At 58.9% G+C, this 12,338-nt stretch carries 11 protein-coding genes; 4 read left to right on the top strand and 7 right to left on the bottom strand.

Annotation, left to right across the window (positions count from 1 at the left end):
• Positions 1-88: 88 nt before the first annotated feature.
• The 4 genes from D1223_RS14805 to uvrB all read right to left on the bottom strand — a co-directional run bounded on the left by D1223_RS14805 (position 89) and on the right by uvrB (position 4,381).
• Positions 89-1,144: a beta family protein gene (locus tag D1223_RS14805; RefSeq protein ID WP_233353195.1), complete on the bottom strand. Its 1,056-nt coding sequence runs from the start codon at positions 1,142-1,144 to the stop codon at positions 89-91.
• 26 nt (positions 1,145-1,170) lie between these two features.
• A complete protein-coding gene (locus D1223_RS14800; RefSeq protein ID WP_158588501.1) occupies positions 1,171-1,719 on the bottom strand; it encodes an ImmA/IrrE family metallo-endopeptidase in 549 nt (182 codons plus the stop codon).
• Positions 1,685-2,080, bottom strand: coding sequence for a hypothetical protein (locus D1223_RS18755; RefSeq protein WP_147372857.1), 396 nt, complete (start codon positions 2,078-2,080; stop codon positions 1,685-1,687). The genes D1223_RS14800 and D1223_RS18755 overlap by 35 nt, the downstream gene beginning before the upstream one ends.
• A gap of 84 nt (positions 2,081-2,164) precedes the next feature.
• A complete protein-coding gene (gene uvrB / locus D1223_RS14795) occupies positions 2,165-4,381 on the bottom strand; it encodes an excinuclease ABC subunit UvrB (RefSeq protein WP_119377215.1) in 2,217 nt (738 codons plus the stop codon).
• Positions 4,382-4,556: 175 nt separating this feature from the next.
• Here uvrB and dcm point away from each other — a divergent pair, with 175 nt between their 5' ends.
• Both dcm and D1223_RS14785 read left to right on the top strand, forming a co-directional pair.
• On the top strand, positions 4,557-5,819 hold the full coding sequence (dcm, locus tag D1223_RS14790) for a DNA (cytosine-5-)-methyltransferase (protein ID WP_119377214.1): 1,263 nt from the start codon (positions 4,557-4,559) through the stop codon (positions 5,817-5,819).
• A gap of 28 nt (positions 5,820-5,847) precedes the next feature.
• Positions 5,848-6,231 carry a very short patch repair endonuclease gene (locus tag D1223_RS14785; RefSeq protein WP_233353194.1) on the top strand — a complete coding sequence of 128 codons (384 nt, stop codon included), beginning with the start codon at positions 5,848-5,850 and terminating at the stop codon, positions 6,229-6,231.
• On the opposite strand, the gene D1223_RS14780 is transcribed toward D1223_RS14785, so the two are convergent.
• Positions 6,228-6,959, bottom strand: a complete 732-nt coding sequence (locus D1223_RS14780) for a type II restriction endonuclease (protein ID WP_119377212.1) — start codon at positions 6,957-6,959, stop codon at positions 6,228-6,230. The genes D1223_RS14785 and D1223_RS14780 overlap by 4 nt on opposite strands.
• 335 nt (positions 6,960-7,294) lie before the next feature.
• Here D1223_RS14780 and D1223_RS14775 point away from each other — a divergent pair, with 335 nt between their 5' ends.
• Entirely contained in the window at positions 7,295-7,810 is a 516-nt protein-coding gene (locus D1223_RS14775) for a CBS domain-containing protein (RefSeq protein ID WP_119377211.1), read from the top strand.
• 46 nt (positions 7,811-7,856) lie between these two features.
• Positions 7,857-8,027, top strand: a complete 171-nt coding sequence (locus D1223_RS18865) for a hypothetical protein (RefSeq protein WP_158588500.1) — start codon at positions 7,857-7,859, stop codon at positions 8,025-8,027.
• A 76-nt stretch (positions 8,028-8,103) separates the two neighbouring features.
• Here the strand turns inward: D1223_RS18865 and D1223_RS14770 are convergent, their stop codons facing one another.
• Both D1223_RS14770 and D1223_RS14765 read right to left on the bottom strand, forming a co-directional pair.
• On the bottom strand, positions 8,104-9,657 hold the full coding sequence (locus D1223_RS14770) for a phytoene desaturase family protein (protein ID WP_119377210.1): 1,554 nt from the start codon (positions 9,655-9,657) through the stop codon (positions 8,104-8,106).
• A gap of 255 nt (positions 9,658-9,912) precedes the next feature.
• Positions 9,913-12,303: a transketolase gene (locus D1223_RS14765; protein WP_119377209.1), complete on the bottom strand. Its 2,391-nt coding sequence runs from the start codon at positions 12,301-12,303 to the stop codon at positions 9,913-9,915.
• Positions 12,304-12,338 lie beyond the last annotated feature (35 nt).

The raw sequence follows: 12,338 nt of genomic DNA, 5'->3' as shown, positions 1-12,338 counted from the left end.
GGAGTATGGGGGTGGAGAGGGAGGGGTAGAGTATTTAACTTGTCTCAGAAGACGGTTTTTCGAATTGTAGAAGCTCGTTAGGCTGTAACTATCCTTCAAAAGGCTCTTCACCCGTGACTTCGGGCAGCGCACCGAGCTCTGAAAGTTTTTGATGTAGATACATATTTATTCTTGTCGCGGAATTTTTCCGCGCGTGATAAATCCCTTGTTGGCCCCCGGCAGCTGTCGTTTCTATCTGGTAATGCCCCCAAGATGGAGGTGGGGTTACCCACTCGTCTGAGGCAGTGACTTCTGCGGCAATCGCTGAGCAAACTTCATCTTTTGTCTCGTCGTCTGCAATCCGCCTGCGGTAAAGTCGGATGTTTCGTCCTCTAGGCAAATCGATTCGAGGTATCCATCCGCCGCCGCCATCTGAGGGGGGGCGAGTCGTTCCCCAGTCTGCATACTTCACAAAATACTCGTTGTTGACGGCTTGAAGCTGTCTCCGCACTTCGTCGTAAAGCGCGTATTCGGCGCAATTCACCGCTTCTCCAAAACCAAAGTTGTCGAATGACACCGGAAAGGATGACGAAGAGAGAAAAATGGTAACGTCAGGCTTCGCTCTCAACAAATCCACACAAATTGACGTTGCTTGTTGCGCTTGCTGTAGAGGATCGCGAGACCAGCCCATGTCCACTGCAACGAAAAAGTTGTTGTGATGGATGTTCGGCAAGCAAGCTAACGCATTGCGCAAGTATCGAAGGTTGTACTCATTGAGAACGATTCCGAATCCCCTTGCTTCTAGCCATTCTTGCCGCAGAGCGTCCTCGATGTTTTCGATTTCTGTGTCCAATCTGAGGCATGGGATCGCGTTATCGAATTGCCGAACGAACTCATACCATTGCGAGTAGGACGGATCTTGCAGAATGTTTCTTAGTTCTTGCGCAGCACCGGTGTTGCTGCGTTCTTTATCGTACCAATCGTCGACGTCACAAGCGAATGGGTTCCCGGACATCGCTTGATTGATCCGGTCGAAAGAATTGGCCAGCGACTTAGAGTTTGCCCAAGGACGTATACGAAAGAGCGGAAAAAGAAGTTGTTTTTCTTCTTCAGATAGATTCTCTATGCCTATTATTTCTGACCAACGAAAAATGAAAGTTGGCAAGTATTCCAAGCGGGCAAATTGAACCATTAGATACCTAGACGGAAACGTAGCGCCATTTCTGATACGCCAAAATCTTGGGCCATTTCAACTATAAATGTATCATCGTTCTGATTTGCTTCGTGCGCATTAATGTACTCGCGCAACAGATGAATAGGCATCAGAAGGTCAGCTGCTAGTCGATTTGCTTGCGCTTCCACCATATTGGAGACGTTCGACCGGAAGAGCACATTGTCAACAATGCTACCTTCCTTAATTATCAGATCTCGATGCAGTAAATAATGTGCGAGCTCGTGCGCTGCAGAAAAACGTTGGCGGTTTGACGACTCGTACCTGTTGACCTTGATTTTAAAACTTTCGTCCTCTGGATTATAACGAATTTCTCCAGAAATCCGTGCGGGCAAGGGCGCTGCTACGACCTTGATGCTAAGAGCATTGCAGATGCGCGATATTTTAACCGGAGCTTCCTGAAGGAAGCCCAAAAGCACTTCTTGAGTTGCTTCACCAAGCCTGTTCCATTCAGGGCTCCACGGACGAATACGATTAAACGTCAGCATCGTTCTCTTCGCCGTTTTCATTGTCGTTTTGCTGTTTGCCATTAGCTGCAATGTCATACGAAGCCCTCTCCACCGCTTCAGCAAGTTCTTCGCGCAAATCTCCGTCTCGACTGAAGCCTGTCTTGATATATTCAACCACCCGCTGTCGAATTCGTTTGTCGAATGTTTGCCAACCAACGAAAGCCAGGATGCCGAGGAACAAAGCGAGAACGGTAACGATTACCGCTACTGCAGTCAAGAGAATTGCGATCCAATCCGCGTAAGTCATCGAGATCGGCTTTAACCGCAGCTCGAAGGAGCTAAACGCTAGGAAAAGGATTGCGACAGTTTGAAAGCAAACCACCGCCACGAGCCAATATTGCGTCTTTGATCTCGCCGCCACAGCGCTATATCCCTTTAGCTTGTTATTAGCTGATAGGCGTTCGCACTACCACAAAGTTAAAGAAGATGCGGAAGGAGGGCGCTTCTAAAGCCCCATTTCCAGCCCTTCGCGGCTTTCGCGGAGCTTCTTCACCTCATCCCTGAGCCGCGCCGCCTCTTCGAACTCCAGGTTCGCGGCGGCTTCGCGCATCTGTTTTTCGAGGTCGGCGATGACGGCCTGCAGGTTGTGTCCCGCGCCTGCTTCGAGCTTCGGCGCCTTGTCTTCGGCAACGCCGCGGCCCGTGCGGCGGGACTTGCCGCCCTTGAGCTGCTGGGACTTGCCGCCGGGCTTCTCGCCGAGGTCGGCGAGGATGTCGGCCACGGCGCGCTTGATCGTGGTCGGCGTGATGCCGTGTTCCTCATTATGCGCGATCTGCTTCTCGCGGCGCCGCTCGGTCTCGTCCATGGCGCGCTGCATCGAGCCGGTGACCTTGTCGGCATAGAGCACGACGCGCGCCTCGGCATTGCGGGCCGCGCGCCCGATGGTCTGGACCAGCGAGGTCTCCGAGCGCAGGAAGCCTTCCTTGTCCGCATCGAGAATGCCGACAAAGCCGCATTCCGGGATGTCGAGCCCCTCGCGCAACAGGTTGATGCCGACCAGCACGTCGAACTCGCCGAGGCGCAGGTCGCGGATGATCTCGATGCGCTCCACCGTGTCGATGTCGGAGTGCATGTAGCGCACGCGCACGCCCTGTTCGTGCAGATATTCGGTGAGGTCCTCGGCCATCTTCTTGGTCAGCGTGGTGACGAGCGAGCGCATGCCGCGCGCGGCGACGTCCTTCACCGTGGCGAGGAGGTCGTCGACCTGGTTGATATTGCCGTTCTCCTTGGTGCCGGTGACCGGGCGCACTTCGACCGGCGGATCAATGAGCCCGGTCGGGCGGATGACCTGTTCGGTGAACACCCCGCCCGTCTGGTCGAGCTCCCACGGGCCGGGGGTGGCCGAGACGTGGATGGTCTGCGGGCGCATCGCCTCCCATTCGGGGAATTTCAGCGGGCGGTTGTCGATGCAGCTTGGCAGGCGGAAGCCGTATTCGGCGAGGGTGGACTTGCGGTTGAAGTCGCCTTTGAACATGGCGCCGATCTGCGGCACGGTCTGGTGGCTCTCATCGACGAAGACGAGGGCATTGTCCGGCAGGTATTCGAACATGGTCGGCGGCGGCTCGCCCGGCTTGCGGCCGGTGAGGTAGCGCGAATAGTTCTCGATGCCGTTGCAGCTGCCCGTGGCGGCCATCATTTCGAGGTCGTAGGTGGTGCGCTGTTCGATGCGCTGGGCCTCGAGCAGCTTGTTGTGCTTCTCGAAGTGGGCAATCGTCTCGCGCAGCTCGGCCTTGATCGAGTTGATGGCGTTGTTCAACGTCGGGCGCGGGGTGACATAGTGGCTGTTGGCGTAGAGCTTGATGGCCGGCAGGTCCTGGATCTTCTTGCCGGTGAGCGGGTCGAATTCCACAATGCTTTCAAGCTCGTCGCCGAAGAAGCTGAGCTTCCAGGCGCAGTCGTCATAGTGCGCCGGGAAGATGTCGAGCACGTCGCCCTTGAGGCGGAAGCTGCCGCGCTGGAAGGCGGTGTCGTTGCGTGTGTATTGCAGCGCGACGAGCTTCTCGGCGACCTGGCGCGGGTCGATCTGCTGGCCTTCCTCGAGCTTGAAGGTCATCGAGGTGTAGGTCTCCACCGAGCCGATACCGTAGATGCAGGACACCGACGCCACGATGATCACATCGTCGCGCTCCAGGATGGCGCGGGTGGCGGAGTGGCGCATCCGGTCGATGGCCTCGTTGATGGAGGATTCCTTCTCGATATAGAGGTCCGAGCGCGGGACGTAGGCCTCCGGCTGGTAGTAGTCGTAATAGGAGACGAAATACTCCACCGCATTGTCCGGGAAGAAGGATTTCATCTCGCCATAGAGCTGCGCGGCGAGCGTCTTGTTGGGCGCGAGGATGAGGGCCGGGCGCTGCACCGCCTCGATGACCTTGGCCATGGTGAAGGTCTTGCCGGTGCCCGTCGCGCCGAGGAGGACCTGGTCGCGCTCGCCGGCGGTGATGCCTTCGACGAGTTCCGGGATGGCGGTGCGCTGGTCGCCCGCCGGTTCGTATTCCGAGGCGACCTTGAAGCGCTTGCCGCCCTCGATCTTCTCCCACTGCCGGTCAGGCCGGTGCGGCGTCCAGTTGTCGGACGGCAGCCCGCCCGCCGCATCACGCGCCGCGCCGGACCAGTCGAATGTCGCAGAGGCGTCACGCACGCCGGAAGCAGGGGGAGGAGCCATGCCGCAGAAGATGGGGCAGGGGTGGGGAGAGGTAAAGGGGGCGCTGCTGACAGGGGTGTGTCAGGAGTGGTGCGGATATCAGCTGTGGAAAGTCAGAACAAAAAACGAACTTAAGGCTTGTTGCCCGAGTCAAATCAGGACAGTTTGTCAAAAATTGTCCCAGAGGATTTGCGCCATGTCAGACCCAGACCTTACCCGCTTCGCTGAACTCAGGCGTGATCTAGGGATGACATTGGCTGAAGTGGCAAGCGAACTTGGAATCTCCGAGAGAACGGTAAGGCGCTACGAGAAAGGTGAGTCCGAACCGGCTCATGCGGAAATCATCATCCTGGAGCAGAAAGTCGCGCAGCGGCGTCCCCTGGTCGCGGAGCCTGCGTTCCGGTTCATAGACCTGTTCGCCGGTATAGGAGGCCTCCGGATCGGTTTTGAGGGGATCGGCGGAAAATGTGTCTTCACCAGCGAATGGGACCGTTTCTGTCGGGAAAGCTATTCGCGGAATTTCCCCGAGGACGAAGACCACGTCTTCAATGGAGACATTCGGGAGTTCACGAAGAATGATGCCACGCTGGACATGATCCCGGAGCATGATGTGCTGCTGGCCGGTTTTCCATGCCAACCTTTCTCCATTGCGGGTGTGAGCAAGAAGACCTCTCTTGGGCGCAAGCATGGTTTTCTGGACGAAACGCAGGGCACGCTCTTCTTTGACGTTGCCAAGATCATCCAGCGGCACCAGCCCAAGGCCTTCCTTCTGGAGAACGTCAAGAACCTGCGTAATCACGACAAGGGCAGGACCTACGCGACCATCATGAAGGTCCTGACCGAGGAGCTCGGCTACCATGTCGAAGATCGCATCATCAGTTCAGAGCCCTGGGTACCGCAGAAGCGCGAACGTATCTTTCTGGTCGGGTTCAAGAAGAAATCCGGATTCAGCTTTGAAGATCTTCAGATTCCGGACCAGCCCTGGCCCAAACTGGGCGATATCCTCGAACCTGAAGACCAGGTCGATGACAAGTACATCCTGACCGAAAAGCTCTGGGCTTATCTTCAGGCCTACAAGGAGAAGCATACCAAGGCAGGAAATGGCTTCGGTTTCGGTCTGTGCGGTCCCGATGATGTGACCAGAACCTTGTCGGCCCGCTATTACAAGGACGGCTCGGAGGTTCTGGTCGACCGTGGCAAAGGAAAGCGTCCGCGCCGCCTGACCCCCACGGAATGCGCGCGGCTCATGGGGTTTGAAAAGGGTAATCGCGTCTGGTCCCAGTGTGTATCTGACACGCAAGCCTATAAGCAGTTCGGTAACTCGGTTGTTGTGCCGGTTGTTGAGGCTATTGCCGAGCTGATGGAGCCACATATCCGAAAGGCGGTTGGCGACAAGTCTCCTGCCCAACCGGCTCAGAAGGATCTCTATCGGGGAGCAAGGCTGGCCGCCGTTGGCTGATATAGTCCCGCCAGAAGTCCGAAGCCGCATGATGTCCGGCATTCGTGGCAAGGACACGAAACCAGAAATGATTGTGCGACGGGGCCTGCACGCGATGGGGTTTCGCTACAGGCTTCACGATAAACGGCTACCCGGAAAGCCGGATTTGGTCTTGCCAAAATACCGGACGGCAATTTTTGTCCACGGCTGCTTCTGGCATGGCCACGAATGTCACCTGTTCAAGTGGCCGAAAACACGTCCAGATTTTTGGCGCAAAAAAATTGAATCCAATCGAACTCGGGATCGCTCCAACCGGGAAAAAATTGAAAAGCAGGGATGGCAAGTTATCGAGCTTTGGGAATGCGAACTCCGCGTCGAATCCAGCAAGCTGTTGGATCGCCTGACCGCGCTAGGAGAGGAAATCAAATCCTAAAGTATCCCTCGTTTTTTCCACCGTTCGACGCCAGGATCCAAGTGGTCTTCGATGAAATCCTCGAAGCTAATTACGTTCAGGTACTCGCTGTACTTGTCATGCTTGAGCTTTCGAGGAACCACTACCTGAACGTTTTTGCTGGCCATGTTCTTTAGGCCGCTACCTGATATTTTTTCATCGATCGTAGCGAGAAAGAATGTAGTCCCGGTCGAGCCTTCGCTAACAATCTGCTTCCAGCGTTCCTTTAGAGTGCGTTTACACGTAAAAATGATACAGTCAGCAGGAAGGGCTTCATAATGGCTTTGTGTGGGCATGATGTAATCGGGGCGGTCGTCGCCCAGCTTCGCCTGATGCACAAACGGATAATTCAAGCGCTCCAGCATATTTTTGATGTTCAGCTCGAACGTATCGCCAGCACGACTTTTTCGTGAATTCGAGAGACTGGTAAAAAACTGATTTAGTACAATAAACTTATCTTCATTTATGATTCTATTTGATCCGTCTCCTACGAATTCGTCCAATAGTTCGGAGTAAACGCGAGACTCGGATTCGAGATAAATCTCGTAGGCTACTCTCTCTACCTCTTGGACCAAGTGGCTAAAATTGGCCTTAATGTCTGTGAGCCGAGGCTCAGATGAAAACACGCGATCAATCGCTTGCTCACTGACTTCCGCCTTGCTCGGCATATTCGCTTTACCGTCTTTGAATAACTCTGAGCCTGATTTCATGCTTGTCTCCCATAATCAAGAATGGAGACTTTTAGCTGTATGCAGTCAAAAAAAGCCTAACCTCCCGCCAGCCTGATCCCCCGCCCCGCGCTCAGATGCTGGGCCGCGCCGACGATGGCGTCGGTGTCGATCGGGTCGTGTTTGTAGAGGTCCGGGAGGGTGCCGGTCTGGCCGACGTGTCGGGCGCCGACACTCGCCCGAGCGGCTGACTGCGCGCCATATCATCCCAAGCAAAGCATGACTGGGCACCCGCCTTCGTCCGCGCGGCTGGATCCGGGGCCTTTCTTGACAGGTCTGCGCTTCGGAACAGTTGGAGTGGGGAAAGCGAGAAGCCTATGAAAATCAAAGACCGCGTTGAATATACGACCAAGCCCGATCCCCTCACCTGTGGCCCAGAGGAGAGCATTCTCGGCGCTGCAAAAAAGATGTCGTCGAAGAATTACGGCGCCATTGTCGTGGTGGACGGTGACCGGAAAGTGCTCGGCCTTGTCACCGAGCGGGACATCATGCGGCGGACCGTCGCCGAGGAACGCAATCCGGCTGACACGTCCGTCGGCGAGATCATGACAAGCGAACTCAGGGTCGCCAGCGAGAACGACAATCTGATCGACTGGCTGCGGATCATGTCGAATGAGCGGTTCCGGCGCCTGCCCATTGTCGATGAAGACGGCCGGCTGACGTCGATCATGACGCAGGGCGATTTCGTCTCCTACACCTGGCCGGACCTGATGACCCAGGCGGTCACCCTGACCAAGTCCACGGTCGGCAATTCATACCAGATTTTCCTGATCCTGGCCGCCGTGCTTGCCTACACATTGCTGGTCGGCACTGCCTTCACGCTGTTTGCGTGAACCTGAAGCCCCTCCGCTGGACCGCAAATGCATTGGGAGAGACCTCATGAATGATGGCCACACACCAAACAAGCCCAGGGACATTGCGAAGATGCATGTGGATGTTCCGGCCAGGGACCGCAAAGCATTCTTCAACCGGCGAAACGAACTCGATCTGAAAAACGACCGGTCTTCTCACCGGCGGTTCAGCTATCTTTACGAGGACCTGCTCCAGTAAGGGCTGCAACGCCAGTGCCTGCGGCCGGTCGGTCAGGCCCGTCCCACGCGACTGCTGCGGACGTCATCACGTGCCCTTAGTGCCTGAATTTCGACAGCACTTTCACATCGACGCTGGCGGCAGCCATCAGGCCGCCCCATAGGGCGCCGGGAATGCCCGGGGTTGCGACGTCCTGACCGGCAAGAAACAGGCCCGGAATGGGCGTGCGGGCGCGCAGCCCGTCGCACAGGACGCGCTCAGGCGTCACGTCGAGGCCGTAAAACGCGCCTTTGCGGTGCCCGGTGAAGGTGACGGTGGACAGGGGCGTCGCCAGTTCCCTGTACACAACCAGCCTGGCAAGATCGGGGAAGTACCGCTCGAATTGCGACATCAGCATGGCTTCGGCCCGGCGCTTGAAATCGGCATAGGTTTCGCCGCGCTGGCCGGCCGGCAGGTCTGCCCATTCCGCGACGGTGGACCAGTGGGTCCAGGCCAGCACCTGGCCGGTATGTTTCTGTTCCGGCCCGGGATCGTGTTCCGGATCCTTGAGCGAACCGAAGGCAACCGTCATCTGCGGCGGCGGGCTGTCGGGAGCATTCGTCCAGACGGCGTCGGTCTCTGCGTTCGGGTAGATCCAGCGATTTGCCTTCGTTGCACCGGCCGCTTCGATGTCGCCCTCGAAGCCGAGAAACAGGGTGAAATGGGCGATGCTGGAGGGCAGCGAGCGGACCTCGTCTATCCAGCTTTCGTGCCCGCAGGCATCGGGCAACAGCGTGTCGATCGTTTCGCGTGCGCCGATGTCCGAGATCACACGCCGGGCATAAATTTCGCTGCCATCATCTGTGCGGACCCCGACAACAGTACCGCCATCGACGATCAGCTCCCGAACGCGGACCCCCGCACGGATTTCCCCGCCATGCCGGGATATGGTCGGCAGCATGTGCTGGGCGAAGGCCGCGCTGCCGCCGACCGGGTACCAGGACCCGCTCCACAGATAGGACGCCGATATCAGGGCGTGCATGGCGAAGCTTGCCTTGCCGGGCCGCCCGCCATGATCGCCCCATTGCGATGCCAATACGGCTGCGAGGTCCGGATCGTCGGTAATATCGTCGATGACCTCCCGCGTTGTCCTGGCGCACCATTTTGCAAGGGCGTGCCGGTTCCACCAGTCGAGTATGTCGCCCGCAACCTTTGGCATGGCCCGGGTCGGAATGATCTTCATCATCGCATCGCGCCCTTCACGCAGCGCATGCGTCCAGGCCTCGATCGCTTCGGCCTGGTCGGGGAAGCGGTCCTTGAGGTCCCTTTCCTGCGCTTCGTATGGACGCGACAGCGATAGCGGCTCGGCGGACCCGATCTGCACGATGTCGTAGATCGCCCCCAGCGACACGAAGTCGATGGGCGTGTCGCAGAGCCAGTCGAGCAGTTCGCGCTCGCGGTCCTCGGGGGCAAGGCGGCTGAGATAGTGAAGGCCGACATCCCAGCTGAACCCATCGCGGGAGAAGCTATGCGTCAGTCCACCCAGCGTCTGATGCTGCTCAAGCAACAGGACCTTGTGACCAAACTTCGACAGTGCTGCGGCAGCGGTCATGCCGCCCATGCCCGAACCGATGACAATCGTGTCCCACTCAGTCTTGCCAGCATCAGCCATTCAGGACCTCCCGTGCGGCGTATGGGCGACGCGACAGACCGTCATCGCCCGACCCGGCAAGAGGAGGGCAGATGCCTGAACCTGTTTGCGGGGAGCGATCAAGATACGGGAAATGGAGGCCGGTGAAATAGGGACATCTACCCACTCATGTCCGGGCATCCGGGGCTTTCGACCGCGAATGTGGAGACGGGAAGGGCGGGCAGCTTGTGTTCGCTGGTGCGGCTGCCTTGGCCTTCTTCGTCTCCAATCCGTCAGCTAGACCTTTCCAGCCAGCCTGATCCGCCGCCCTGCGCTCAGATGCTGGGCGGCGTTGACGATGGCGTCGGTGTTGATCTGGTAGTGCTTGTAGAGGTCCGGGATGGTGCCGGTCTGGCCGAAATGCTCGACGCCGAGCGGGGCGGTCATGTGGCCGGCGACCGAGCCGATCCAGGCAAGGGTGGCCGGGTGGCCGTCGGTGACGGTGATCAGGGTCGCGTCGCGCGGCACCTTCGCCATCAGCCGCTCGATCTGGCTCATCGCCGAGCTGTGGCCGCGGGCGCGGGCCCGGCGGGCGGCGGTCCAGCCTGAGTTGAGACGGTCGGCGGAGGTGACCGCCAGCACGCCAATGTCGCGGCGGTCGTTGCCGATGCGCCCGGCCGCCTCGATGGCTTCCGGCGCCACGACTCCCTGATAGGCGATGACGACTTCGCAATTCGGCCCCGGTTCGCGCAGCCAGTAGGCGCCGTCGACAACGCCGCGCCGGAATTCCTCATCGTCGCGGTTGCGGGGGCCGAGCTGTTCGATGGGCCGGGTCGACAGGCGCAGATAGACCGAGCCGCCGGTCTCGTCGCGCAGCCATGTGCGCTCGTCCGGATCGTTCTCGCCGGAGCGCTGGAGATAGTCGAAGCTCCAGTCCATGATGATGGACAGCTCGTCGAGGAAGGCCGGCTCGAAGCTGACAAGTCCGTCCTGGCTCATGCCGATCAGCTGGGTGCCGACCGACTGGTGCGCGCCGCCTTCCGGGGCGAGCGTGATGCCCGACGGCGTGCCTGCAAAGATGAAGCGTGCATCCTGGTAGCAGGCATAGTTCAGCGCATCGAGGCCGCGCATCACGAAGGGGTCATAGAGCGTGCCGATGGGGATCAGCCGCTCGCCGAAATGGCTGTGCGCAAGGCCGGCCTGGCCGAGCAGGAGGAAGAGGTTCATCTCCGCGATGCCGAGTTCGAAATGCTGGCCGTCCGGGGAGAACTCCCATTTCTGGGTCGAGGGGATCGACTGCTCCTTGAAGGTGTCGGAGACCTCGCGGCGCGCAAACAGCGAGCGCCGGTTTACCCAGGCCGAGAGGTTGGTCGAACTGGTCACATCCGGTGACATGGTGACGATGCGGTCGGCGAGGTCTGATTTCGACTTGGCGAGGCTGTCGAGGATCTTGCCGAAGCCGGCCTGCGTGGCAAGCTCGCGGTCATCGAGCCAGACGGGGCCGGGGCTTTTGACTTCCGGCGCACTGTAGCGGCGCGTGCCCCTGGAGAAGAAGGGGACGTCATCGAGGAAGGCCTTGAGGGCGTCGGGATCATCGACGGTGGCGAACGTTTCCCACTCCTCGCCTTCGGGCACGCCCATCTGTTTCTGGAAGTCGGCGAACTGGGCCTTGTTCATGATGCCGCCATGATTGTCCTTGTGCCCGGCGAGCGGCGTCTGCCAGCCCTTGATCGTGTAGGCGAGGAAGACGGTCGGCTTGTCGTCGTCGATGGCGTCGAAGGCGTCGGTGAGGGTTTTCAGGCATTGGCCGCCGAGATTGTTCATCAGCGCGTCGAGCTCTTCATCCGAGCGCTTGTCGAGCAGTTTCGAGACATCGCCCTGGTCGCCAATGTCGTTCATCAGGCGTTTGCGCCAGGCCGCGCCGCCCTGATAGGTGAGGGCGGAATAATCCATGTTCGGGCAGGACTGGATCCATTCCTTCAGGGCTTCGCCGCCCGGCTCCTTGAAGGCTTCGCGCTGCAGGACGCCGTGGCGCAGCACAACGGTGCGCCAGCCGAAGGCCTTGAAGATGGCGTCGATCTTCTCCCACAGGCCCTCATGCACGACGCCGTCGAGGCTCTGGCGGTTATAGTCGATCACCCACCATGTGTTGCGCAGGTCGTGCTTCCAGCCTTCCTGCAGGCATTCATAGACATTGCCTTCATCCAGCTCCGCATCGCCGACGAGGGCGACCTGCCGGCCGAGTTTCATGTCCTTCGACCAGCCCTTCGCAGCGATATAGTCCTGCACCAGCGAGTTGAAGGCGGTGGCCGCGACGCCGAGGCCGACAGACCCTGTCGAGAAGTCGACATCGTCGACATCCTTGGTGCGGCTCGGATAGGACTGCGCGCCGCCCCAGCCGCGGAAGGTCTCGAGCTTCTCGCGCGTCTGGTTGCCCATCAGGTACTGCATGGCGTGAAAGACGGGCGAGGCGTGCGGCTTCACCGCGACGCGGTCTTCCGGCTTCAGCGTATGGAAGTAGAGCGCCGTCATGATCGGCACCATGGACGCGCAGGAGGCCTGGTGGCCGCCGACCTTCACCGCGCCTTCTTCCTTGGGCCGGATGTTGTTGGCATTGTGGACCGTCCAGGCCGACAGCCAGAGAAGGCGCTGTTCGATGGTCTTCAGCATGTCGAGATCGGCAGGCATGGGCACTCTTTGCATTTGCAACCAATAGGAGCCTC

The organism is Henriciella mobilis (assembly GCF_003576285.1).
Taxonomy (GTDB): Bacteria; Pseudomonadota; Alphaproteobacteria; order Caulobacterales; family Hyphomonadaceae; genus Henriciella; species Henriciella mobilis.
This window is presented reverse-complemented; position numbering and strand designations above follow the sequence as displayed.